Source organism: Paraliobacillus sp. JSM ZJ581 (assembly GCF_044383835.1).
Classification (GTDB): Bacteria; Bacillota; Bacilli; order Bacillales; family Amphibacillaceae; genus Paraliobacillus.
Window position 1 is genome coordinate 29,789 of the sequence record NZ_JBISEP010000005.1, and the last position, 24,064, is coordinate 53,852.

The window sequence follows — 24,064 nt, forward strand, 5'->3', positions numbered from 1 at the left end:
TTTATATTTAAATGACAACTACCCAGTTAAAGATGTTATTTCTTTTGTCGCATTTGATATAGATCAAATTAAAGACGTTAGATAGCAAGTAAAATAACATTAAATGAAGTAAACAAATTTTTCAGCTGATCCATAGCATTCACACAAAATATTTATATACATGGAGGAAAATAGCATGCAATATTTTATTTTAGGGAAGAAAAATCAAATTACGTTAATTAGTGCAATCCTAATTATCATTGGTTTTTTTGCTCACTTTAGTTTAAGTAATGCATTTGTTTTTAATGTGTCTCTTATCATTGCGTCTATTCTTGGGGGAGCTCCGATTGCAATTCAAGCTTATCAGGCTTTAAAAGTAAAGGTTGTTAGTATTGATGTTTTAGTCACAATCGCGGTAATTGGAGCTGTAATCATACAAAACTATGAAGAGTCAGCCATTGTTACTTTTTTATTTTTATTTGGTACTTATTTAGAACAGCGTACCTTAAACAAAACGCGCTCAGCTATTAAAAGGTTAACTGAAATGGCTCCCGATAGTGCTTTAAAACAAATGCAAAATGGTGAGTTTGCATCAGTAGATGTGGATGACGTAGATGAGGGAGACGTACTGTTAGTAAAGACTGGAGGGAAAATACCGGTAGATGGGACAGTAATGACTGGGGAAGGTCATATTAACGAAGCGAGCATTACAGGCGAATCTGTTCCAGTAGGTAAAACAAAAGGATCAAAAGTTTTTGCAGGAACAATTCTGGAAAATGGAACGATTCAAATTCAAGCCGATCGAGTTGGCGAAGATACGACGTTTGGGCGAATTATTGAGTTGGTAGAAGAGGCGCAAGATTCGAAGTCAGCAGCGGAGCGATTTATTGATCGATTTTCTAAATATTACACACCTGCTGTTTTAGTTCTCGGAATTATCGTTTGGCTATTCACATCTGATATTGAGTTAGCCATCACAGTGCTAGTATTAGGTTGTCCTGGAGCATTAGTCATTGGAGTACCTGTATCTAATGTTTCTGGGATTGGAAATGGTGCACGTAATGGTGTGCTTTTAAAAGGAAGTGAAGTCATCAGTGATTTTAGTAAAGTAGACACGATTTTCTTTGATAAAACAGGAACGTTAACAGTAGGTAACCCGGAAGTAGCAGAAATAGAATTTTATGGAACGGAAAAGAAAGAGGCACTTAGTTATTTAGCTAGTGTAGAGCGTGAATCCGACCATCCATTGGCAAAAGCCGTCTTGAATCACATAGGTGAAACACCCCTTTTTACAGTGGACCAAACTGAGGTCGAAAAAGGAGGTGGTATTACTGCACGAGTTAATGGTCATCATGTTGTTGTTGGTAATGAATCGCTTATGGAGAAGGAAAATGTTCATTTAACAAAAAAAATAAAAGATGATATCAAAAATTTTGAGCAAAATGGAAACTCGCTTGTTTTAACAGCGGTTGATGGAGAACTAAAGGTTCTAATGGGCATTCGTGATCAAGTTCGGTCAGGTGTGAAACAGGATCTTCAACAGTTAAAAAGACTCGGTGTGAAAAATCTTGTTGTACTTTCTGGTGATAACCAAGGAACAGTTGATATAGTTGCACGCGAACTCGAGTTGACAGAGGCACACGGAAATATGCTTCCGGAACAAAAATCAGCATATATTGTAAAAGTACAAACAGAAGGTAAAATTGTTGCCTTTGTAGGTGACGGTGTCAATGACAGTCCTTCCTTAGCCTTAGCTGATACTGGAATAGCTATGGGAAGCGGCACCGATGTTGCAATCGAAACTTCAGATGTCGTCTTGATGAATTCTGACTTCAGTCGTTTACCACACGCATTAGGCTTAACTAAATCAACTGCAAGAAATATGAAACAGAACATCGTGATTGCTGTAGGTGTTGTATTGATTCTATTAGCTAGCTTGCTGTTTAGTGAGTGGATGAACATGTCGATAGGAATGCTCGTCCACGAAGCAAGTATTTTAGTAGTTATTTTGAATGGAATGAGATTGCTCAGTTATCGATTGAAGAGTTCCTGAATTAGTGAATAGAAATCAAAAAAACTACTAAAAGATAAAAAAACTTGATTTAGATCAAATTTTCTTAATCATTGACGCTTTATACTGGAATTGTAGAGGGAAAAGGCGAACATAGCAAAGTCTTAATGTAAAAAAAGGAGAGATTTATAATGAAAAAAGCAACTATTCAATTAGAAACATTATCATGCCCATCATGCCTACAAAAGATAGAGAATGCAGTAAGAGGATTGGACGGTGTGGAGAAAGATAGTGTTAAAGTAATGTTTAATTCAAGTAAAGTAAAGATCGCTTTTAATTCAGAAACTATATCAATTGAAGATATTGAAAAAACGATTGAAAAATTAGGGTACCCAGTGATTAAATCAAAAGTAACGGCTGTGTAATTTAACGAAAAACTAGAAAATAATCTGGATAATAATTATGCTGAGAAAGCGGACTGAGAGGGTAGAAACTCAGTTCGTTTTCTTCATTTGTATATCGATTAATCATGATAATGCTGTATAAATTATACCAAAGAGTAAATGACTTAAATCAACTAGAACCTAGGACTTTTGAATGTAAATAAGAACACTCGTTCCCATTTTAAATAAATTATGCTATAATACAAGCAGATAATGTTCTTTTAGGGAAAGGTCGGCTAGCCTCGAAGTAGGGAGGTGATGCCTGTGGGGATGTATGAAATCTTCATGGTACTATTTGGGTTTGGTACATTATTGATTGCATTACTCGCGTTAGTCGTTTCAATGATTAATAAGAAATAGACCTCCCTATTTACCCTGACAAGTGACTAGGAGAGGTCTATCGTATCTGTAGATAGCCGATCCCTCTGGGGGAACCGCTTATCATTAGGTCACAGGGCGACTGTGACCTAGATTTAATTTTTATTATATTAATTATACCATAGTTATGCGTTTTTTAAAAATTCATTAACTGAGTTACTCATCTGTGGAATTCCAACCAGATAAGTATTATAAAGATTAAACAATCGATCTATTTATATAAATATTGCTTTCAGTAGTAAACTGTACATATAATTAAAAGACAAAATACTTTATTGAATAAGTGCTGATCATTTTGGACAAAAGTAATGTGATTTTATTTATTATAATGGCTTGGACGTTACTTGTTTACGGTGGAGTTACTTATCTAATAGTGAAAAAAAAGGCATATGGACTTATGTCTGGCTTTTCTAATCGTTCAGATGACTATTCTGACTCACCAACGTGATTTGACGTAGAACCAAAAAATTAAATATTAGAGAAAAACAAACTATAATTTCAAGTGAATTGTAGTTTGTTTTTTTGCCTGCGAAAAGCTTTTTTTATCATCTGTTTCAGCACATGTAATAAATAGTGAAAATAATGCATGTTTTAAATTGACCACATCGGTCTAAAATGGTATAATAAGGCAGACTTGAGTGGTCGAACATATTTTGGAAAGGGGTGATTGCTTATTAATGATACTTTTGAAAACCTTGATTTAGAAAAGAAAAATAGAATTATCAATGCCGCATTACAAGAATTTTCAGAAGAAGGGTATCAACGAGCTTCAACCAATCGCATTGTTAAAGCCGCTGGCATAGGTAAAGGGATGCTGTTCTACTATTTTCAAAATAAACAATCGCTTTATCATTATTTATTGAATTACAGTCTTGATTTAACCCTTAATGATTTGTTACAACGAATAGACACGAGTGAGAAAGACTTTATCACTCGCATGTATCAAATGGCTCATTTAAAAACACAATTATTTAAAACACACCCATTTATAATTTATTTTCTTAGTGCGTTCATGTTGGAAGAACAAACTGAGTTGCCGACTGAGATTAGTGAAAAATATCACCAGTTACAAACGATGGGCTATAGTAAAATGTATGACAATATTGATTATAGCTTGTTTAGAAAGGATGTTGATCCAAATAAAGCTTTTCAACTGATACGTTGGTCCATAGATGGTTACCAAGAAGAATTAAAGCAGCGGCTGGCAGGAAAGAATATTCACTCGATTGATTTAGATCCGTATTGGCAAGAGTTTTATGACTATTTGAATGTGTTAAGAACAGTTTTTTATCAAGAAGTGGAGGGGAATGTATGACGATTTTGCAAGCGAGTCAAGTGACAAAGAAATTCGGAAATTTCACGGCGTTAGATGGTGTTGACTTAGATGTGAGTAGAGGGGAAGTTTATGGTTTTATCGGGCCAAATGGAGCGGGAAAATCAACAACGATTCGCGTATTACTAGGTTTGTTAAAGGCGACCTCTGGTGAAGCGAAAATTTTTGGGAAAGATGTCTGGACAGACGCGGTAAATATTCATAAGCGAATTGCTTACGTCCCTGGTGATGTAAACTTGTGGCCCAATCTTACAGGTGGTGAAGTAATTGATTTGTTTGTTAAAATGCGTGGAAAGCAAATAGATAAGAAGAAAAGAGCGGAATTAATTGAACGCTTTGATTTTGACCCATCGAAGAAATGCCGAACCTATTCAAAGGGAAATCGTCAAAAAGTAGCACTAATAGCTGCATTTGCAGCAAAAGCAGATCTGTACATTTTAGATGAACCTACATCAGGATTAGACCCTTTGATGGAACGAGTGTTTCAATCTTATGTAGAAGAAGCGAAGCAAGGAGGATCGAGCATTCTGCTGTCTAGTCATATTTTGTCAGAAGTAGAACGTTTATGTGATCGAGTAGGTATTATTCGGCAAGGTAAGATGATTGAAACAGGTTCGTTAGATGAATTAAGACATTTAACAAGAGTACGTTTAGTTGTTGAAACAAAAAAGGAACTGGCTAATTTAACTTCACTTACTGGCGTTTATGACGTTGAACAAAAGGATAAAACTTTTATATTCCAAGTTGATGCAGATCAATTAGATCATATTATGCGGTATATTAGTCCGTTTGGAATAACTAAATTGGAAAGTGCCCCACCAACATTGGAGGATCTATTTATGCGTCACTATGAAGGAACAAGTGCTGGTGGAGGTGTTAGCTAATGACCAATCAAGCTAATTACCAAACAGGTTTTCTTGTTCAATTTTTAATAAAGCGAGAGCGAATGAAATTATTGATTTGGGTTCTGTCTTTTTTGATTGTAACCATTTCTACAGCAGTATCTCTTAGTGGTTTATATCAAAGTGATATAGAACGACAAACGATGGCTGAAACGATGAAAAATCCAGCAATGTCTGCATTAGTAGGGCAAGGGTATGGTCTTGAAAATTATACGAATGGAGCAATGATGGCACATCAAATGTTATTAATGACTGCAGTTGTCGTTGCGATCATGAATATTTTATTAGTTGTTCGATTAACGCGTGCGGATGAAGAAGATGGTCAGCTTGAAATGCTTCGTGCTTTACCAATTGGTAGGCTTGCCCCAACAAATGCAGTAATGTTTATTGTTCTTGGCACAAATATTTTCTTATCACTTGTAATTGCTGCTGGATTAGCTATTCTAGGTATTGAGAGTATTGATTTAGCAGGTTCCTTATTATATGGCGTTGTTTTAGGTGTAACAGGAATTTTCTTTGCTGCAGTGACAATGCTTTTTGCACAGCTATCCGATAATGCAAGAGGAACGATGATGCTGTCTTTTACTGTACTAGGAATCGCTTATTTCATACGCGCGGTAGGTGACGCTGGAAATACTACCGTTTCCTGGTTTTCTCCATTAGGCTGGATATTAGGAACAGAAGTATATGTGAATAATTATTGGTGGCCAATCTTACTCACTTTATTTATAGGTAGCTGTATTTTCCTATTAGCATTATATTTAAATCATGTTCGAGATATTGGTGCTGGTCTTTTACCTTCTAGAAGAGGAAAAAAACACGCATCTCGTTTGTTACAAACACCTATTGGTTTATCACTTCGTTTACAACGAACACCAATTATTGCATGGTTGGTTGGTGTGTTTGTTATCGGTGCATCTTACGGATCTGTTTTAGGTGATTTAGGTACGTTTTTTGAACAAAATGATATGATTAGACAAATGTTAGCTAGTGATGAAAATATATCACTAACGGAGCAATTTTTGTCGATGCTGATGGTGGTTATGGCTATTATGGCAACCATTCCAGTCATTATGTCTATATTGAAAATTAGAGGGGAAGAGAAGAAGCAACGAACAGAGCATTTACTAGCACGAGATATTTCTAGAAAAAAATTATTATTAAGTTATGTCATCATTGCTTTTGTTATCAGCTTTTTAATGCTATTGGTGTCTGTGATTGGTCTAGCATCTACTGGCCTAGCAGTATTGGAAATTGACACGACATTTTCTATCCTTGTTAAAGCAATGCTTGTGTACCTACCTGCTTTGTGGGTGATTTTAGGGGTAGCAGTTTTCATATTTGGAGTAACACCAAGATTTACTTCGTTTAGCTGGTTTTATCTATTATTCACCTTTGTCGTTGTGTATTTAGGAGAGTTATTAGAGTTTCCAGAATGGATTAGCAACCTGTCTCCTTTTGCGCATATTCCAGAATTACCGGTAGATGAGCTAACATTTACACCATTAATTACATTAACAATCATAGCTATTGCATTAACTGTTGTCGGCTTCTTCGGCTATCAAAAAAGAGATATACAAGGGTAATAAAAAAGAAAGCAAATGTAATGTTTGCTTTCTTTTTTATCTGTTAAATCTGTAGGAATTATTATTAGAATGTTGACGCGTATTCTTTTGCTTGTTGGATTGCCATTTGCTTAATTTCTTCTTTTTTATCAGGCATTTGATCATGGCCTTCCACAAATAATGCTTCAACATCATCGATACCAAAAAAACTCAGAATTGTTCTTACGTAACGATGTCCCATTTCTTTATCAGATGTTGGTCCGTGAGAATAGATCCCGCCGCTAGCTTGAATATGTAATGCTTTTTTACCTTCTAATAAACCAACAGCGCCTTGCTCGGTATGTTTGAAGGTTTTTCCTGCTACTGCAACTGCATCAAAATATGCTTTCATAATTGGTGGTAGAGAAAAATTCCATAATGGGGTAACAAATACATACTTATCAGCCGCAATAAATTGATTGCACAATGCTTCTAAGCGGCTCACTTTTTTCTGTTCTTCTTCTGAAAGTGAAGTGTAGTCATCTCCATTTTGAAGCTTTCCCCAACCTTGAAATACATCCGGATCGATTTGTGGAATATATGATTGATATAAATCAAGTTCTATCACTTCATCATTAGGATTAGTTAATTTATAATCGTGCAAAAAAGCCTCACCAACAGCTTTACTATAAGAAATAGAAGCGTTTTTTGGATTTGCTGTTACATATAAAACGGTTGCCATCGTTTACATACATCCTTTTAAATTGATATTTTATAATTTATTATACCTATAACGATGTGAATTATATCACGAGTTACTAAATAGAAACAATGTAACATTTTCTAATAGTAGAATTAAATGTAAATTAAAGGGATTGTAATTAACAAATACATAAAAAGAAAGTCATTTACAATTTCTACATGTTGAGATAGACTAATTTAAAATCATCTGATTAAGGAAGTGAGCCGAAGTTGAATCCTATTTTATTAGATTTTCCAAGTGAATTTGAAACGGAACGATTAATTATTCGTTGTCCAAAGTCAGCCGATGGAAAGGTTGTTTATGAAGCAATTCAAACATCTAAAGAGGAATTAAAGCAATGGCTTCCGTTTGCTCAGAAAGATTAGACAGAAGAAGAGACGGATATTAATATTCGTGAGGCATATATCAATTTTATCAAAAGAGAAGATCTGCGATTACTCGTTTTTGTTAAAGAGACCGGTGCATTTATTGCATCATCTGGCTTGCATCGAATAAATTGGGAAGTACCACGGTTTGAAATAGGCTATTGATTGACACTAGATATAGTGGGAAAGGATATATGACCGAAGCGGTTCAGGGGATTTGTGATTTTTCTTTTCTTGAACTAGGTGCCAATCGAATTGAAATTTGTTGTGATGAACAAAATGTTAAAAGTCGAGCGATACCTGAGCACTTAGGCTTTAAGCAAGAAGGGTTGTTTATCAATGACTCCGTTGCGTTAGATGGATCGCGATTGCGCAATACATGTATCTATGCAAAGCTTAGATAAAGAGCTTTATTTTTTATAGCTAGTATTAATATGCGGTATTGGAGCAGTATTAAGTGAGTTACTCGCCACTCCGCTTCCCTATACTGCTCAACATTAACCTCAAACTTTTTAAGAAGGACTGCTTGGTTAGAATCATAAAACATTCCTGTTCACTTCCATAAAAATGAGCCGATTTTTTGATCTACACCAGTGTGTTCGTGTAGACCAGAATGTGTAGCTTTGTTATCATTGAAAATTTCACGCTGAAGCTGATCTTCATTCACAATCTCTTCAATTCCCATTGCGCTAATCAAGCTGACTATTCCATCTGTTCCTGTTTGGTCAATTACTCCTGCAATAGCTAATACGTCAATAGTAGGGTCGAACTTTTCTTTATTTGCAATCATTTTTTTCAATGCTTCTGATCTTGTTTTTAAATCAACTGCAGCTTCTCCTGTGTTGACTAAAAAGTAATTAGGGCTGTCAATTCCTTTGAATGGACTTGCAATAACAACAAGTTTCTTTATTGTAGGTATAGTATTCTTTTTTGTGTTATGTAAAATGACATTGGTTGCGGTAAGACCTCCCATAGAATGTCCAACTAAATTAACTTGTCGAATGTTGTAAACTTCCTTCAACTGATGAAGTATGTTTTCCATCCATTGTGTTTGCTGTGCAATCGTTGCTCGATCGTTCTGAAAGATAACTTGGATAAAAGACGGGTGTTTTTCAGCTAAGTCACCGCTCGTTGCTATCTTACCGTTTGAAGCAACATGTATCACCATTGTTTTTTCTCCTAATTGTTTTTTTTCAAGTCTATTAAGCATGGTTTCAAATGAACGAGGTCCTCCTTTATAGCCATGTACAAACAGAGTGGGAGTGTGTTCATGTTGTTTAGTTGAATCAGTTGGCTTGGCATATACAAAAGCAAGCAAAACAAGGAAAGATAGAATGACGCACATGAATAATGTAAAACTTAATTTTCTCTTTCTCACTGCTCGTATACTCCTTTTAAATTACTGTGTTGCTAAAAATGCTTCCAATCCTTTTTTTCTTAATTGACATGCTGGGCATTCACCACATCCATCACTTGGAATACCATTGTAGCAAGTTAGTGTTTCCTTTCGAATAAAATCGAAAGCCCCTAATTGATCAGCTAATTTCCATGTTTCCGCTTTGTCTAACCACATAAGCGGGGTATGTATCACAAATTGATCATCCATTGATAGATTTAATGAGACATTGAGTGATTTAATAAACATGTCCCTACAGTCAGGGTAACCACTAAAGTCAGTTTCACTTACACCAGTAATAATATGCTTTACTCCACTTTGTCTAGCTAAGATCGTTGCAAAGGATAAGAATAACAAATTTCGACCAGGAACAAAAGTAGAAGGTAATTCTTCGTTTTCTCCTTCTGTGATTGTTTGGTTTGACCTTGTTAATGCATTAGGTGCAAGCTGATTTAATAAAGACATATCTAATATCGTTTGTTTTACCCCTAACTTAACTGCTATTTGTTTAGCTACCTCAATTTCTTTATGATGACGTTGCTGGTAATCAAAAGTTACCACTTCTACTTGCTCAAATCGCTCTAATGCCCAAAATAAACACGTTGTACTATCCTGTCCACCACTAAAAACAACAATAGCTTTTTTGTTGCCCATTTATCTCGCCCCTTTCTTTATGAATAATTAGAATGATTTAATTATTATTTTGGTTGATTTAGTTTATTTTGTAAAGACTATTGTACAGTTAATACTAGTATACTGACAATAAAAAATCCCTAGAATTAGATTTTTGGTCTAACTCTAGGGGGCACATCAGATGGATGCTTTTTTTTGCTACTCTTCTTTTTTGTAATGATGGAATGTGTCGATAGCAAGTGTGACACCTTGTGCAAAGGCGGCACCACCACCCAGTGCAGTGCTTACTCCGATAGTCTCTGCTATGTCCTGTTCTGTTGCATCATTTTCCACTGCGCCTTTTGTATGATAAATGATACAATACGCATCCTGTGCAAAAATACTAATACCTAATGCGATTAGTTGTTTTTGTTTTTTATCGAGTGCTCCTGATTTAAAACAAGCGTCTGTAAATGACATATAATGTTCGGTTACATAAGGAAGTGTTTTTTGTAAATAGGCTGTCCCTTCTTTGTAATCCATTACAGATTGGTCAAAGTAGTTATCGATTTTTTCTTCATTGTGCTTCATTTAATCCCACCTCTTTAAGTTGTCACTATAGTTTTCCCATAAGTCATGCTCCTATCCAAACGCGGATAATCCCCTTAATATATTTTTTAATACAGAAATTAGGTAATTAGTTAGTAATAGACAAATTAAAAATATGTGATTTATTATATAGGGAGGGTGTGTTTCTATGGAACATAACAAAGATATTGAAGTTGAAAAAAAGAAAAGAAATCAGATTCCAGTAAAGTAGGGGTTGCATTGATCAAATATATAACGTATCTTATCATTTTTTTTGGAATTCTATGGTTTTTAATCAACTATGTTCTTGGTCAACTCTTATAACTATTAAAACACGTTCTGACATTAGGGTTAGAAAGTGTTATTTTTTATTCAAACAAAAACGCCCTCTGACAAAATCAAAGGGCGTGAATTTTAATTGTTCATTCTTTATTAAAGGATTAGTTTTCTGGAAAAGCAAGAACGGGTTGTGTAGGATCAGCATCCATAAATGTTTTCTTTCTGTTACGTGTTGTTAGTTTGTCGATAAAAGAAATTACTTTGAAAGTAATTAAAATTACCGAAAGGAAGTATAAAGACAATAACATACGCAACTATCCCCTTTCAATGTATAAAATCCTTCATTTATTAATGAATTCAAGTATATAATACCAAATATTACGAATAAGTAAAGATAATTCTATAAATTCTTTTAAATTCTTTTTCATGCTTTATTATATGTTTAATTTCTCCGGGTGTGAAAGTGCATTTGCATTAAAAAAGTGTATAATTTAAATTTGGGTTATGACTTATTAATAACGTGAAGATGGTTCATTTATTGTTGAAAAAATCCTATAGTTTTTTAAACTAGAGTGTCCGAAAAAAGTTCACACGAGCAACAAAAAAAATATATGGTAAACTTTTCCCCTGAATTTTGTTATAATGGTTAAAGTATATCGCTGTTGTTGTAAAGGTGTGATAAATGAATGTTTAAAAGATTTAAGAAAAAAACGGAACTATCTGAGCAGGAGTTCCGTCTTATATATGAGTTATTTTATGATCGTGTCTTTCGAGATGCTTTTTTTGTTATAAAGGATCAACATCTGGCACAAGACATAGTTCAGGATACATTTGTTAAAGCATTTAAATATATGGATCGATTAGAGAATAAAGAAAAAATGGGTGCTTGGCTTTCTACGATTGCGACAAGAACAGCTATTGATTTAATTCGGAAACAAAATGCTCGGAATGGGATCCCAACAGAAGACGTTGTTTTAGAACATGTTAAATCAAAGCAGGAAGTATCTGCAAGCCTTGATGCAACAATAGAAAAAAAGCTTAGACAAGAATTTATTACTGAAAAGATCGCAATGTTAAAGCCAGAATACCGAGAAGTATTAATGTTAAAATATATACATGAGCTAAAAGATAAAGAGATTAGTGAATTTACAGATTTAAAAGAAGGAACGATTAAATCTCGCATTCACCGAGCAAAAAAAGAACTACGAATGCAGATTGAAGCGGATGAATCATGCGGACATCTTTTTGGTGGTGAAGTATAATGAGTAATAAAAAGAAGAAACAATATATTATAGATGATCAAATGTTTTATCATGTTGTGAAAGAAGCATACGATGAAGCGCCAAATATTGCACCTATGAAAGAGTATATATGGAAACAAGTTCAATCGGAAATAAAAGAACAACCAAAACAAAAATCCTTTTTTCTATATAATAAAAAAATATTAAGTATAGCAAGTCTATTTCTCATTCTTGTGATTGGTTCTTTTTTTATGCAATTAAAGGACGGTGAAGCATTTGGTTGGTTTTCCAATTACTTTGTTGAAAATCAAGGTGATCGAACGGAAATTCGCAATCAAATTTCAGATAAACCAATTGAAGAGCTACCCAAAGCCCCACCTTATGGTAAGTCATTGCAATCGAAAGAGCTTCATCCTATCGTTAAAGATATGAGTTTAGAAGAAGCAGTAAAAGAAGCTTCCTTTAAAATTGTAACTCCTAGAAAAATACCTGATGGCTACCAATTAGATAGAGTTACTCGAAAAACGTTTGAAGGAACACCATTGGAGGATGTTTTTTTACATTATGGTGGAAAAGGAAACCACTTTGTGATTAAACAAAGCAAAGTGAACGAAGAATTCTATTCTAGTAGTATCACCGTAAATAATGACATTGCACAGGTAAAAACAATTGATTTGGATGGGATAGAAGCTACGCTTATTTCTTATGATGATGGAACGACAACATTACTTTGGATGAGGATGCGTACAGAAGTATCAATCACCGGTAATTTAAAAAAAGACGAATTAATCACAATGGCAAAATCTTTAAGCTAAAAAAGCCCTATAGGGCTTTTTTAGTTTATTTAAAGTTTACTGGACTTGAATATGTGATCTTACTCTCATATGAACCGTTATTTTTAATAAAGTGAACAATCTTTACACGATAGAAGTAACCCCGTAGTAATTGGAATCGAGTTACTTTAGAAATAGAAGAAGCATTATAATTGAGGTACTCTCTACTTTGGGAAGTATTACCCCAAGATCGATTTTTTCGTTGAAGATAAACACGTAAACCAACTGTATCTACAGTTCGCGTACTATTTAAGCTACTTCTAGAGTAAAGATTTGATCCTGAGAGACTGACGGTGTTAGTAGTATATTTAATATTATTCATTGCTTGTATGTTTACTGTAATGTCGTTGTTGGAAGAAGAATTCTCATCTGCATGTGTGACAATCGTTGGTAGTAAAAACCCAATAAATAAAACGGTGACAGCTACTATTTTTTTCATCATTTAAATTTCCTCCCTTTTAATAACTTCATTACATATTAGACAGGTAAATCTGTAAAAAAGTTCCTGTTTTCGAACATTTTTTTGAAAAAATAGTAATTAAATTCTTTCAGCTTCATTTTAAAGGTCCGTTACTAAGGAAAGAAGATGAGGGATTTCTAAAATAACCAAACAGATCACATTAAAAAAGATGAAGCGTTGTTGTTAAACGCTTCATCTTTTTTAATGTGATTGAGAAAGAATTCTTTTTCTTCATAGTTGAGCTTTTTGTTCAAATAATCGTCCGATCTCCACAATAGTTCGCACGGCTTTTTCCATATCATCTACAGAGATATATTCATATTTCCCATGAAAGTTTTCTCCGCCAGTAAATAGGTTTGGCGTTGGTAAGCCTTTAAATGATAACTGTGATCCATCTGTTCCTCCACGAATAGGTTGAATGATCGGTGCTATATTTAGTTTTTTCATTGCACTTGATGCAATATCTACAATTTCATGAACCGGCTCAATTTTTTCTTTCATATTATAATATTGGTCTTTCATCTCTAGTGAAACAGCATCTGAACCGTACTTTTTATTAAAATCTAAAACAGTTTTTTCTATAAAGGATTTTTTTGAGATGAATTTTTGTTTGTCATGATCTCTGATGATGTAATAGAGTTGTGCTGTCTCTACATCACCTTCCATTGAAAGTAGGTGATAAAAACCTTGATATCCATCAGTGAATTCTGGTGCTTCATTAGCTGGCAAACGATCATGGAAAGCCATTGCTATTTTTACAGCATGAACCATTTTATTTTTGGCTGTGCCAGGGTGTACGTTATTTCCTTTAAAAGTGATTTTTGCCGCTGCCGCATTAAAACTTTCATATTGTAATTCACCTAAAGGTCCACCATCGACTGTATAAGCAAAGTCTGCCCCGAACCTTTTCACATCAAATTTATGCGGACCACGCCCAATTTCCTCGTCTGGAGTAAATGCAATCCTTATCTCTCCACGTTTAATTTCCGGATGATCGATTAGATACTGCATTGCAGTCATAATTTCTGCGATTCCTGCTTTGTTATCTGCACCGAGAAGTGTTGTGCCATCTGTTGTAATTAATGTATGTCCGATATAATTGTGTAACTCTGGGTAATCTTGCACTTTAAGGACAACAGATTGCTCTTTATGTAAAATTATATCTTTCCCATCATAATCGTTAATGATTTGTGGTTTAACATCCTTGCCGGTAAAGTCAGTTGCTGTGTCTAAATGTGCTAAGAACCCGATTGTTGGCACTACTTTTTCTGTATTTGATGGAAGTGTAGCCATTAGATAACAGTGTTCATCAATTGTCACGTCTTGCATACCAATCGCTTTTAATTCTTTTTCAAGTATATGTGCTAAGGTCCATTGCCCTTCGGTAGAGGGACAATTGGGATTTGATTCATCAGACTGTGTATCAATTTTCACGTATGACGTAAAACGATCAATTATTTCTTGCTTCATTACCAACTCATCTCCAATATGTTAATATTACATTTATTTTAGCATAGGTTCACTGAATCGCGAAAATCTACTCAGTAAAAAAATAGATTGTTTGAAACATAATGTTATCTCTTTGAATACACTTCTTTAACAAAGACTCTTTACAACTGGATTAATGAAGGAATACTATTGATAATAAACATCGATTTAGCAATGAGGCTGAATAGTTCTACCAACAAGAAAAGAATTTGGGTACTGGAAAATAGACAAAGTAGAATGTTACAAATCAAATGATGATGCTTTACTAATGCTGGTGGAAAGGAAGACATGTCATAAGATTATCAAGCGTATTCTTAATAAAGCCGCTTTAGCAGTTACAAACCCAAGAGGATATTTTTTCCGAATACCCTAAAATGTCTTTAAAAGCATTACAGCATATGATAGCTCATCATTCATCCATCTTTCAGAACAAGGGGAAGGGTTTAAGATTGAGGTCTATTTTTGATACCGTGGAAAGAGTGAACGTGATAACGGTATTATTCGAAATTTTATTAAAAAAGTGCAACCAATACATTCATACACTGACGAGCTGATTGACGGTGTCGAAAGCTGGATGAATACACTACCGCCGAAAATATTAGATTATCAAACATCGACAGAAAAATTTGCGAAGTTAGTTGATTGTGTCGCCTAGGTAACACAATCAACTAACTTCAAGTAAACCTGATATAATGATTTCACAAAAGGGCTGCATTTAAATTGCAATTAAAGGATTATGTTTCTTTAAAAAATTGTGGAGTTTAGTGTTGGCATTCCACTCTGAATTTATGAATTAAGTAAAAAACTAACACTAAGTAGACATAAGTTATTTATTTCTAAAAGTTTTTACGACTTTTAAAATTAAAAATGCTATTATTAGGATTGTCCCTAATGATATTAGTGCACCAACTAAGCTAAAATTACTCATTTTTCACACTCCTTAAAATGCATGCAAAGTAAACGTACCTGACGTTGTTTTTACTTCAGTATAAGCATCAGTATAAGTATATAAAACACCGATGGCAGTGTATTTAGCGGTTTTATCAATAGACCACTTTTTCTTTTTCGGGCCAGAGGTAGCTTTTCTTTGTCCATTATACACCAAGCCTATTTTGGTTCCTCCCCCACCTATTAGACCATAAGCCGCGTTAGTTACTGTATTTCTAATATATTTTATTTTTTTTGCACTTCCAGAGGTAATTATTGTTGTAAAATTCCCTCTATAACTATTATTTAAAATTCCTATCTTAGAGTAAACTTTACCCGATATCTTAGCAGTTACCCCATACTTCTTTTTGCTTTTGTTAAAGCTAGCACTTCTACTAGATCCAATTCTTATTGCATAAGTGGATATATCATCTGGATTTTCACTTGATTCAGTAGTTGATAAAGCATATGCTCTAATGAATTCAGTGTCTTCTGGTGAAAAAGTTTCACCAATTTGATAATTTGAATTAATTAGATGAAATCTTTCAGAGATTTGTTCTTCATTTAAATTTTGATTAATGTCATACTTAATCTCATTTAAATCAATTGGCTTATCCACTGTCTCGTTAAGTTTTTCTGCTGATACTGGCTCTGTAAAAAATAAAACAGAAAACATTAGCAAAAATCCAATTGCAGGTGTAAAAATCATTATTTTTTTATTTCTTTTAAACATATTAATTCCTTTTTTCATTAATTTATAATATACAGAATTTTCAGAAAAATCTTAATTGCTGATTCATTTCGATTTACTATTGATACATAAAGCATTTAGTCTCCCATTTCTTTATATATAGATAAGAGAAATTTTAGTTACTGGTACTACATCAACTTTAAAAAATGAGCATATGCTTTATCAGTTATATAACCCGATAAATGAAAATTAGCGAGAAAATAAAAAAGTGTTGGTTTATATTCACGACTACCTGGTTTAAATTCGTCTAGTATAATTTGACCTGAATCGGGTTGAAGGTGTTTATATTCATATTCAATAAAGTGGTTTTGCCACTTTTGTTTATTCCGATGATGGCAGCGACTCTTATTTGGGATAGACTCACATATGTGTTGTCGATGATAATCTATGAGTCATTAAGATGTATAATCGTCTTCAAATAAAAAAGGTGTGGAATACCATGTTGCGTATAAACAGGTTAAAGACTAACCAAAACCATTTGTTCTCAACTACACTTGAAAACTTTTCTTTAAATGATAATTGATAAGACATGAACATTGCATGCATCACCAAGAATAGATCCCTTAAAATTAATAGAAGGAAAATTTTGTTTAATTCAATTTTATTATATGAGTAATTAAATATTAATTATATAGGTATTTAATCCTGTTTTATCTATTTTTTACATAACGACCAAAAGGAGAATGAGAAGTTTGATTAACTGTATCAAAATAGCTTAAAGTTTATCCAGTTTTTCAAAACTACTTATGTTGTATTTGTAGAGTAAAAAAATGTTGGGTAACAGAATTTTTCAAAAGTACACTCTTGAATGGCATTACAAACCAAAACTGTTGTGTGTGAAAAAACACGACATACTTATTCTTAAATATTGTAGAAAAGATGTAGATATTTTAAGAGAGTTCAATATTGACTCGAGTATGATGAAATATATCTTTTCTGAGGATCGATAAAAGTTACTAATCTTTCTGTAAATGGTGTTAAAAAGAGTGAAAATCGATCATTACCGCAGTACATGACACATTTATTGTATACATCGAAACCCTATCAGGAGGCTTGTGGATATCTTCTATTTTTAATCATTTGATCTGTGATTTACAATGAACGAAATGATTTAATCCTATTAATTTTTCCAGGAATATTAGTGAAATTTGTCTGTTTGGTATATGTGCTAATTATTTTTACTGAAGTAAATCCTTGGTTTGTTTTACTTCCATATAGTATTATTGTGGTAACGAAAGCAATAATTGATAAAGTTAATTAGAAAGAGGACAAGGAGTTTATAGTTTTCAAAGTTGAAGGTTGTCTTGTGTAAAGTTTAGGATAATTAGGTGTAGGAATTTATTGCAAACATAGAATAGATAGTTATTAGTAAAGGGGACTTCAATATGTCAGATTCAATTAATAAGCGAAAAGCAGAGCACATTGAGCTTTGCCTAACAGGTCAAGTAACTGGAAAAACTATTTCAACAGGAATGGAATCGGTACGTTTTGTTCACAATGCATTGCCAGAAATAGATTTTAATGATGTATCTTTAGCCCAGTCATTTCTTGGTTTTAAACGAAAAACTCCTTTTCTAATTAGTTCTATGACTGGTGGAGCGGAACTAGCAGAAACAATTAATCGTAATTTAGCAATTGCGGCAGAAGAAAGGGGATGGACTTTTGCGCTAGGATCAACACGCGCTTTAGTAGAAAATGAGGAATACAGACCATCTTTTCAAATAAGAGAGTATGCTCCAACAGTTCCGATTGTTGCTAATTTAGGTGCGGTGCAATTAAATTATGGTTTTGGGGTAGAGAAGTGTCAGCAGATTATAGAGATTACAGATGCTGATCTATTGGTATTACACTTAAACGCAATTCAAGAAGTGATTCAAACTGGTGGTGATACAAATTTCTCTAATCTTTTAGGAAAGATAGAGACACTTGTGGAAAAACTAGATATTCCTGTTGGGATAAAAGAAGTTGGCTGGGGAATTGACGGAACGGTAGCAAACCAATTACGAGATGCCGGTATTGCATTTATTGATGTAGCTGGAGCTGGTGGCACATCTTGGAGCCAAGTAGAGAAGTTGCGCTCACAAGATAAAATCAAGAAAGAAGCAGCGGAAGCGTTTGTTGATTGGGGCATTCCAACGGTTGAAAGTATTGTCTCTGTTCGTGATCATGTGACCGATATCCCGGTAATTGCAAGTGGTGGGATGAAGACCGGCTTAGATGCAGCAAAAGCAATTGCTATCGGAGCTGATATGGTTGGATTTGCACGATCTATTTTACGGGAGTCAACAGAGTCAGTGGAAAAGCTGTTAGATTTAATGGAAACGAGAGAATTAGAATTACAAATGGCTATGTTTGCTTTGGGTGTCCAGGATATAAATGAACTGAAACAAACGAATCGAGTGATTATTTCATAAAAAACAATTAGCGAAACACCTTTACTTTGTTGTAGTATACAATAAAAGTTTAAGGTGTTTTTGTTCATTCGTAGTAATTTAAAGAGGAATGGCGATGTTGAACAAAGAATAATCATGATATAAATTACAATTTATTGAACAATGAATATTAGTATAAAATATATTTTCAGAAAATAGAAAATATATTGAAAAGATACGTGTGAAGGATTATAGTTAATAGAAAGAGAATTGGAGGGAGAGTAATGTCAAAAGATTTAAGAATTAAAAGTAATGTGTTTGATGATCCTAAACGCGCACCAAACAGAGCGATGCTACGTGCGGTTGGGGTAACCGATGAAGACTTCAAAAAGCCAATGATTGGTGTTGCAAGCACTTGGAGTGAAGTAACACCTTGTAACATTCATTTACATGAGTTAGCAGAACAAGCGAAAGAAGGTGCGAGACAAGCGGGCGGGGTACCACTGATCTTTAATACAATTACGGTATCAGATGGTATTTCCATGGGAACAGAAGGGATGCGTTATTCCCTACCAAGTCGTGATGTAATTGCTGATTCCATTGAAACAGTTGTTGGAGCAGAGAGCCTAGATGGTTATGTTGCCATTGGTGGCTGCGATAAAAATATTCCTGGTTGTTTAATCTCGATTGCTCGTTCCGATGTCCCTGCTGTGTTTGTATATGGTGGAACAATTGCACCGGGGTATCGTAACGGTGAAAAGTTAGATATCGTTTCAGTTTTTGAAGGCGTAGGAAAACATAATAATGGTGATATCTCAGATGAAGAATTGCACGGTATAGAATGCCATGCTTGTCCGGGTGCAGGATCTTGTGGTGGAATGTACACAGCTAACACAATGGCATCCGCTGTAGAAGCATTAGGTATGAGCTTGCCTGGTAGCTCTTCACACCCTGCTGAATCTCCTGACAAATATGAAGATACGAAGCTTGCTGGTGAAGCAGTTTATAAACTATTAGAGCAAGGTATTTATCCAAAGCATATTTTAACGAAAAAGGCATTTGAAAATGCAATTACAGTTGTTATGGCACTTGGTGGTTCTACGAATGCTGTCTTACATCTATTGGCTATTGCACATGCTGCTGAAGTGGATCTATCCATGGATGACTTTGATCGTATTCAGAAGAAGGTACCGCATCTTGCCGATTTGAAGCCTAGTGGAAAATATGTAATGGAAGACTTATACAAAGTTGGCGGTGTGCCAGCTGTGATGAAAATGCTATACGAAAATGGTTATTTGCATGGAGATTGTTTGACGGTAACAGGCAAAACAATCGCTGAGAATCTAGCAGACGCACCTGATTTAGCTGAAGGGCAGAAGATCATTTTGCCATTAGAGAAACCATATCGTGAAACAGGCCCACTAGTTATCCTTAAAGGTAATCTAGCGCCAAACGGAGCGGTAGCCAAAGTGTCAGGAGTGAAAGTAAAACGTCACACTGGTCCTGCTCGAGTTTTTGATAATGAAACGAAAGCAACCAACGCTGTAATGAAAAATGAAATTAATGAGGGAGACGTACTCGTTATTCGAAATGTTGGACCTAAAGGTGGACCTGGAATGCCTGAGATGTTATCTATTTCAGCAATTTTAGTCGGAAAAGGGCTTGGAGAAAAAGTCGCCTTATTAACGGACGGAAGATTCTCCGGAGGGACGCATGGATTGGTAGTAGGTCATATTGCACCAGAAGCGCAAGTAGGTGGATCAATTGCATACTTGCAAGAAGGGGACATTGTTACGATCGATTCAGAACTTCAAGAAATTACGATGGATGTATCTGAAGAAGAGATTGAACAAAGAAAACAAAACTGGAGTGCACCACCATTGTATAGTAAAGGTGTATTAGGAAAGTATGCACATAATGTGTCTTGTTCCTCAAAAGGTGCAGTAACAGACGACTTTCACGTTTAGTTTATTTAAATCAAAATAAATGAATAAAAATAGATGTAGTATAATCGCTACATCTATTTATTATTATTTCATACATTAGGAAATTATAAAATCTCGTTATTATAAGTCATTTTTATAATGAGAGTGAACGAGAAATGGGTTTTATCGTTCACTTATGTAGCTAATTTTAGCTCCAGTGTTCGATAAATGGATTATATCGTTCATTCATGTAGTAAAATAGCTCGCGAGTGTTCGATAAATGGATTATATCGTTCATTCATGTAGTAAAACAGCTCGTGAGTGTTCGATAAATGGATTATATCGTTCATTCATGTAGTAAAACAGCTCGCGAGTGTTCGATAAATGGATTATATCGTTCATTCATGTAGTAAAATGGCTCGTGAGTGTTTGATAAATGGATTATATCGTTCATTCATGTAGTAAAATGGCTCGTGAGTGTTCGATAAATGGATTATATCGTTCATTCATGTAGTAAAATAGCTCGTGAGTGTTTGATAAATGGATTATATCGTTCATTCATGTAGTAAAACAGCTCGTGAGTGTTCGATAAATGGGTTATATCGACCACTCACACATCTAATTAAAGCGCTAGTGAACGATAAATGTGTTTTATCGATTATTAACATAGCAAATCAACGCTCAATTGTCCGATAAGAAACATCTATTCGATTGCTCCTGCAACAGGATAATTATTAGGATCAATATGTATCGTCTCTCCTAAAACAAGATCTGCTAATTGTTGTCCAAGAAATGGCCCCGTTGTTAAGCCAGACGACCCTAGTCCATTTGCTGTAAATAATTGATCATATCCAGGGATTTGTCCGATTACTGGTAAAAATCCCGGTGTACTTGGTCGAAAGCCTACTCGTGTCTCAAGCACAGTACTTTGTGCTAATCCTGGTGCAATATCAAGTGATTTATTTAAAATTTCTTGTAAGCCAATTGGTGTCACACGATGATCAAATCCTAGATTGTTTTCATGTGTAGCGCCGGCTATAACTCGTTGATCATCATAAGCTACTAAATAATGATCACTCGGAGGCATAACAACTGGCCATTCACTTGTATCCGTGTTTGGTAATTGCATGTGCATAATTTGTGCTTTTTGAGCTTCTACTAAAAAATTGATACCGAGTGTTGATAGAAGTTGTTTACTCCATACGCCAGCAGTAATGATGATGCGATCTGCGAACATAGGTTGATCATCTATCAACGCATAGACTTGTTGCTTTTCTTCTTTTAATGTAGCATTTCCTTGAATGAATTTTGCTCCGTGTTTTTTTGCAGCACGTATTAATGCATTACGAAGTTTTCGTCCATCCACCCGAGCGGCTCCACTGACATGAATTGCTCCAACTCCTTCTTTAAGAGGTGGGAACATTTCTTTTACTTGATCGGCAGTTAATTTAGTTAAATCCCCGATCTCTGGTGCATCTTCTCTTCGCTTCATTGCACGTTTGAGCATCGCATCTAGTTTTTCTTCGGATTCCCTAATGCTAATGGCACCGACTTGTTTGTAGCCTGTATCTAATTCACCGTCATTTGTTAATTCTTTTATTAACGTTTGGTAATAACGAGCTCCTTCTTTAGCTAGAAAATACCACAACTTATTTCTTCGCTGTGATAACCAAGGGCAGACAATTCCAGCTGCAGCATCGGTTGCTTGACCAGCATGCTTCCGATCAATCACCGTTACATCCACACCTTTTTCCGCTAAGTGATATGCTGTTGACGCACCTAGTATTCCTGCACCAATAATAAGATGTTTTGTCATAATTGATAGACTCCTTTTCCGCTACAAGCAAAGTGTTTCTATTACACCAATGTATCACAATCAACTACTTAGAATAAACGATAATGCGAGATAGAATAACATCTTAATTATTAGTCTGCAAAAAATAATGGTGATTAGCAAGTTTTAAAATGATCACCATTCTTGTTTGATATTTTTTAAGCTCTTGTAATCGGTAGTTACTGCATTTTTTATTTAGGATTGAAAGAATGTTTAACTGTAAAGGTTGGGTTATTAAAATGAAATATACTGTTTATCGCAAACTTAGGTACAAAAAACTGCACTTCCAATGGTTAGGTGTGTCTAACCATTGGGGCACAGTTCAATATGGTGACTGTTTTTTTGTCGTCTTTTATTGAAGATGTACCTTTATCTCGTCAACTTTCGCAACTTTACCTGCTACTTTTATTTCATCATCTACGACTAGTGCAGGAGTACTCATTACACCATACTTTGTAATTTCTTTAAAATCAGTTACTTTTTCAATTGAAGCATTTAGTTCAAGCTCTTTAACAGCTACTTCAACGTTATTCTTCAATCTTTTGCAATTTGAACAGCCTGGTCCTAATACTTTAATAATCATATGAAACATCTCCTTAAAATTTATAATCACCTATTAAAATAGGAAATCTAAGCTATTAAATGTGTAGCCAATAATGACAATCCCGATTGTTATAATCGTGATAAATGTAGCTAATAATTTGGGTTTAACTACTTTACTTAACATAATTAAAGATGGAAGGGATAGAGCTGTAACAGACATCATAAATGTTAGAATAGTACCAACTTCTACTCCTTTTCCAAACAAAGCTTCAGCAATTGGTAATGTACCAAATATATCAGCGTAAATAGGAATGCCAATTACAGTAGCGATGAGAACGGAAAAAGGATTGCCTTCCCCAATGAAAGCCTCAATTATGGATTGTGGAATCCAATTATGAATTAACGCGCCAATTCCTACGCCGATAAGAATGGCGTACCAAACTTTTCTGAATATTCCCTTTACTTCATCTATTGAGTATTGGATTCTTTCTTTGTATGTTAATTGCTCCAGCTCACTTTCGACATGCTCCCCTTCTAGAACAAAGGATTGTATCTGCTTTTCTAATTGCAATTTATCAATGATCGTTCCACCTATTACAGCAAGGATGAGACCGACTAATACATAAATAGTAGCTATTTTAACTCCAAAAAAAGAACTCAGTAATAAAAATGACGCTAAATCAACCATCGGAGATGATATTAAAAAGGAAAATGTTATGCCCAATGGCAATCTGGCAGTTGTAAAACCAATGAAAATAGGGATGCTAGAACAACTACAAAAAGGAGTAATCGTACCGAGTAACGCACCGAATATATTTCCTTTTACCCCTTTTATACCTCCAAGTATTTTTTTGGTCCGTTCTGGTGGAAAGTAGCTTTGAATATATGAAATACCAAAAATCAAAACGGACATTAGAATAAAGATTTTAATCGTATCATAAACAAAGAAATGGATGCTTCCGCCTAGCCTTTCATTGATAGGTAAATTAAAAATTTCTTCAACTAATAATTGAATACTAGTTGAAAGCCATTCCATTCTAAGAAATTGATCGTTTAACCATGAAAATAGTGACATTTTATTGCCTTCTTTCTTTTAA

At 34.6% G+C, this 24,064-nt stretch carries 23 protein-coding genes and 1 pseudogene; 13 read left to right on the forward strand and 11 right to left on the reverse strand.

Features of this window, described 5'->3' with window-relative positions; genetic code table 11:
- Positions 1–175: 175 nt before the first annotated feature.
- The 7 genes from ACH6CY_RS04625 to ACH6CY_RS04655 all read left to right on the forward strand — a co-directional run bounded on the left by ACH6CY_RS04625 (position 176) and on the right by ACH6CY_RS04655 (position 6,632).
- Positions 176–2,032 carry a heavy metal translocating P-type ATPase gene (locus ACH6CY_RS04625; RefSeq protein ID WP_374066097.1) on the forward strand — a complete coding sequence of 619 codons (1,857 nt, stop codon included), beginning with the start codon at positions 176–178 and terminating at the stop codon, positions 2,030–2,032.
- 149 nt (positions 2,033–2,181) lie between these two features.
- A complete protein-coding gene (locus tag ACH6CY_RS04630; protein WP_374066098.1) occupies positions 2,182–2,415 on the forward strand; it encodes a heavy-metal-associated domain-containing protein in 234 nt (77 codons plus the stop codon).
- A gap of 288 nt (positions 2,416–2,703) precedes the next feature.
- Positions 2,704–2,793 (forward strand): putative holin-like toxin, encoded by a 90-nt coding sequence (locus ACH6CY_RS04635; protein ID WP_255307033.1) that lies wholly within the window; start codon positions 2,704–2,706, stop codon positions 2,791–2,793.
- 313 nt (positions 2,794–3,106) lie between these two features.
- The gene (locus ACH6CY_RS04640; protein WP_374066099.1) at positions 3,107–3,259 is read left to right on the forward strand and encodes a hypothetical protein; all 153 of its coding nucleotides are present in this window, start codon (positions 3,107–3,109) and stop codon (positions 3,257–3,259) included.
- A gap of 219 nt (positions 3,260–3,478) precedes the next feature.
- Entirely contained in the window at positions 3,479–4,126 is a 648-nt protein-coding gene (locus ACH6CY_RS04645) for a TetR/AcrR family transcriptional regulator (RefSeq protein ID WP_374066100.1), read from the forward strand.
- Positions 4,123–5,028: an ABC transporter ATP-binding protein gene (locus ACH6CY_RS04650; RefSeq protein WP_374066101.1), complete on the forward strand. Its 906-nt coding sequence runs from the start codon at positions 4,123–4,125 to the stop codon at positions 5,026–5,028. Before ACH6CY_RS04645 ends, ACH6CY_RS04650 begins: the two co-directional genes overlap by 4 nt.
- A complete protein-coding gene (locus tag ACH6CY_RS04655; protein WP_374066102.1) occupies positions 5,028–6,632 on the forward strand; it encodes an ABC transporter permease in 1,605 nt (534 codons plus the stop codon). The genes ACH6CY_RS04650 and ACH6CY_RS04655 overlap by 1 nt, the downstream gene beginning before the upstream one ends.
- A 64-nt stretch (positions 6,633–6,696) precedes the next feature.
- On the opposite strand, the gene ACH6CY_RS04660 is transcribed toward ACH6CY_RS04655, so the two are convergent.
- Entirely contained in the window at positions 6,697–7,332 is a 636-nt protein-coding gene (locus tag ACH6CY_RS04660; RefSeq protein WP_374066103.1) for an FMN-dependent NADH-azoreductase, read from the reverse strand.
- Between the two features lie 230 nt (positions 7,333–7,562).
- On the opposite strand from ACH6CY_RS04660, the pseudogene ACH6CY_RS04665 reads away from it, so the two are divergent.
- Positions 7,563–8,122, forward strand: a pseudogene (locus ACH6CY_RS04665) (GNAT family N-acetyltransferase).
- Between the two features lie 149 nt (positions 8,123–8,271).
- Here ACH6CY_RS04665 and ACH6CY_RS04670 read toward each other — a convergent pair.
- The 4 genes from ACH6CY_RS04670 to ACH6CY_RS04685 all read right to left on the reverse strand — a co-directional run bounded on the left by ACH6CY_RS04670 (position 8,272) and on the right by ACH6CY_RS04685 (position 10,901).
- Complete coding sequence (locus tag ACH6CY_RS04670; RefSeq protein ID WP_374066104.1) at positions 8,272–9,096, reverse strand: alpha/beta fold hydrolase; 825 nt, start codon at positions 9,094–9,096, stop codon at positions 8,272–8,274.
- A gap of 21 nt (positions 9,097–9,117) precedes the next feature.
- Positions 9,118–9,768: a 7-cyano-7-deazaguanine synthase QueC gene (gene queC / locus ACH6CY_RS04675; RefSeq protein ID WP_374066105.1), complete on the reverse strand. Its 651-nt coding sequence runs from the start codon at positions 9,766–9,768 to the stop codon at positions 9,118–9,120.
- Between the two features lie 177 nt (positions 9,769–9,945).
- Positions 9,946–10,317 carry a carboxymuconolactone decarboxylase family protein gene (locus ACH6CY_RS04680; RefSeq protein ID WP_374066106.1) on the reverse strand — a complete coding sequence of 124 codons (372 nt, stop codon included), beginning with the start codon at positions 10,315–10,317 and terminating at the stop codon, positions 9,946–9,948.
- A 437-nt stretch (positions 10,318–10,754) separates the two neighbouring features.
- Positions 10,755–10,901 carry a hypothetical protein gene (locus ACH6CY_RS04685; RefSeq protein WP_374066107.1) on the reverse strand — a complete coding sequence of 49 codons (147 nt, stop codon included), beginning with the start codon at positions 10,899–10,901 and terminating at the stop codon, positions 10,755–10,757.
- Between the two features lie 378 nt (positions 10,902–11,279).
- On the opposite strand from ACH6CY_RS04685, the gene ACH6CY_RS04690 reads away from it, so the two are divergent.
- A complete protein-coding gene (locus ACH6CY_RS04690; RefSeq protein ID WP_374066108.1) occupies positions 11,280–11,855 on the forward strand; it encodes an RNA polymerase sigma factor in 576 nt (191 codons plus the stop codon).
- The gene (locus ACH6CY_RS04695) at positions 11,855–12,649 is read left to right on the forward strand and encodes a DUF4367 domain-containing protein (RefSeq protein WP_374066109.1); all 795 of its coding nucleotides are present in this window, start codon (positions 11,855–11,857) and stop codon (positions 12,647–12,649) included. The genes ACH6CY_RS04690 and ACH6CY_RS04695 overlap by 1 nt, the downstream gene beginning before the upstream one ends.
- A 25-nt stretch (positions 12,650–12,674) precedes the next feature.
- On the opposite strand, the gene ACH6CY_RS04700 is transcribed toward ACH6CY_RS04695, so the two are convergent.
- Both ACH6CY_RS04700 and pepT read right to left on the reverse strand, forming a co-directional pair.
- Positions 12,675–13,109, reverse strand: coding sequence for a hypothetical protein (locus ACH6CY_RS04700; RefSeq protein WP_374066110.1), 435 nt, complete (start codon positions 13,107–13,109; stop codon positions 12,675–12,677).
- A gap of 249 nt (positions 13,110–13,358) precedes the next feature.
- Positions 13,359–14,597, reverse strand: coding sequence for a peptidase T (gene pepT / locus ACH6CY_RS04705; protein WP_374066111.1), 1,239 nt, complete (start codon positions 14,595–14,597; stop codon positions 13,359–13,361).
- 538 nt (positions 14,598–15,135) lie between these two features.
- Here pepT and ACH6CY_RS04710 point away from each other — a divergent pair.
- The gene (locus tag ACH6CY_RS04710; protein WP_374066112.1) at positions 15,136–15,270 is read left to right on the forward strand and encodes a hypothetical protein; all 135 of its coding nucleotides are present in this window, start codon (positions 15,136–15,138) and stop codon (positions 15,268–15,270) included.
- 285 nt (positions 15,271–15,555) lie between these two features.
- Here the strand turns inward: ACH6CY_RS04710 and ACH6CY_RS04715 are convergent, their stop codons facing one another.
- Entirely contained in the window at positions 15,556–16,293 is a 738-nt protein-coding gene (locus ACH6CY_RS04715) for a hypothetical protein (RefSeq protein ID WP_374066113.1), read from the reverse strand.
- 1,385 nt (positions 16,294–17,678) lie between these two features.
- Between ACH6CY_RS04715 and fni the strand changes: the two genes are divergently transcribed.
- Positions 17,679–18,707, forward strand: a complete 1,029-nt coding sequence (gene fni, locus ACH6CY_RS04720; protein ID WP_374066114.1) for a type 2 isopentenyl-diphosphate Delta-isomerase — start codon at positions 17,679–17,681, stop codon at positions 18,705–18,707.
- A gap of 242 nt (positions 18,708–18,949) precedes the next feature.
- Complete coding sequence (gene ilvD, locus ACH6CY_RS04725; RefSeq protein WP_374066115.1) at positions 18,950–20,632, forward strand: dihydroxy-acid dehydratase; 1,683 nt, start codon at positions 18,950–18,952, stop codon at positions 20,630–20,632.
- Between the two features lie 661 nt (positions 20,633–21,293).
- On the opposite strand, the gene ACH6CY_RS04730 is transcribed toward ilvD, so the two are convergent.
- The 3 genes from ACH6CY_RS04730 to ACH6CY_RS04740 all read right to left on the reverse strand — a co-directional run bounded on the left by ACH6CY_RS04730 (position 21,294) and on the right by ACH6CY_RS04740 (position 24,042).
- Entirely contained in the window at positions 21,294–22,406 is a 1,113-nt protein-coding gene (locus ACH6CY_RS04730; RefSeq protein WP_374066116.1) for an NAD(P)/FAD-dependent oxidoreductase, read from the reverse strand.
- Between the two features lie 370 nt (positions 22,407–22,776).
- Positions 22,777–23,007 (reverse strand): thioredoxin family protein, encoded by a 231-nt coding sequence (locus ACH6CY_RS04735; protein WP_374066117.1) that lies wholly within the window; start codon positions 23,005–23,007, stop codon positions 22,777–22,779.
- Positions 23,008–23,040: 33 nt separating this feature from the next.
- Entirely contained in the window at positions 23,041–24,042 is a 1,002-nt protein-coding gene (locus ACH6CY_RS04740; RefSeq protein WP_374066118.1) for a permease, read from the reverse strand.
- Between the last annotated feature and the right edge of the window lie 22 nt (positions 24,043–24,064).

Excerpts from the sequence above, each read along its gene's own strand:
- ACH6CY_RS04625 (WP_374066097.1), top strand. The coding sequence starts at position 176 with ATGCAATATTTTATTTTAGGGAAGAAAAATCAAATTACGTTAATTAGT.
- ACH6CY_RS04630 (WP_374066098.1), top strand. The coding sequence starts at position 2,182 with ATGAAAAAAGCAACTATTCAATTAGAAACATTATCATGCCCATCATGC.
- ACH6CY_RS04635 (WP_255307033.1), top strand. The coding sequence starts at position 2,704 with ATGTATGAAATCTTCATGGTACTATTTGGGTTTGGTACATTATTGATT.
- ACH6CY_RS04650 (WP_374066101.1), top strand. The coding sequence starts at position 4,123 with ATGACGATTTTGCAAGCGAGTCAAGTGACAAAGAAATTCGGAAATTTC.
- ACH6CY_RS04655 (WP_374066102.1), top strand. The coding sequence starts at position 5,028 with ATGACCAATCAAGCTAATTACCAAACAGGTTTTCTTGTTCAATTTTTA.
- ACH6CY_RS04660 (WP_374066103.1), bottom strand. The coding sequence starts at position 7,332 with ATGGCAACCGTTTTATATGTAACAGCAAATCCAAAAAACGCTTCTATT.
- queC (WP_374066105.1), bottom strand. The coding sequence starts at position 9,768 with ATGGGCAACAAAAAAGCTATTGTTGTTTTTAGTGGTGGACAGGATAGT.
- ACH6CY_RS04680 (WP_374066106.1), bottom strand. The coding sequence starts at position 10,317 with ATGAAGCACAATGAAGAAAAAATCGATAACTACTTTGACCAATCTGTA.
- ACH6CY_RS04685 (WP_374066107.1), bottom strand. The coding sequence starts at position 10,901 with ATGTTATTGTCTTTATACTTCCTTTCGGTAATTTTAATTACTTTCAAA.
- ACH6CY_RS04690 (WP_374066108.1), top strand. The coding sequence starts at position 11,280 with ATGTTTAAAAGATTTAAGAAAAAAACGGAACTATCTGAGCAGGAGTTC.
- ACH6CY_RS04695 (WP_374066109.1), top strand. The coding sequence starts at position 11,855 with ATGAGTAATAAAAAGAAGAAACAATATATTATAGATGATCAAATGTTT.
- ACH6CY_RS04700 (WP_374066110.1), bottom strand. The coding sequence starts at position 13,109 with ATGATGAAAAAAATAGTAGCTGTCACCGTTTTATTTATTGGGTTTTTA.
- pepT (WP_374066111.1), bottom strand. The coding sequence starts at position 14,597 with ATGAAGCAAGAAATAATTGATCGTTTTACGTCATACGTGAAAATTGAT.
- ACH6CY_RS04715 (WP_374066113.1), bottom strand. The coding sequence starts at position 16,293 with ATGAAAAAAGGAATTAATATGTTTAAAAGAAATAAAAAAATAATGATT.
- fni (WP_374066114.1), top strand. The coding sequence starts at position 17,679 with ATGTCAGATTCAATTAATAAGCGAAAAGCAGAGCACATTGAGCTTTGC.
- ilvD (WP_374066115.1), top strand. The coding sequence starts at position 18,950 with ATGTCAAAAGATTTAAGAATTAAAAGTAATGTGTTTGATGATCCTAAA.
- ACH6CY_RS04730 (WP_374066116.1), bottom strand. The coding sequence starts at position 22,406 with ATGACAAAACATCTTATTATTGGTGCAGGAATACTAGGTGCGTCAACA.
- ACH6CY_RS04735 (WP_374066117.1), bottom strand. The coding sequence starts at position 23,007 with ATGATTATTAAAGTATTAGGACCAGGCTGTTCAAATTGCAAAAGATTG.
- ACH6CY_RS04740 (WP_374066118.1), bottom strand. The coding sequence starts at position 24,042 with ATGTCACTATTTTCATGGTTAAACGATCAATTTCTTAGAATGGAATGG.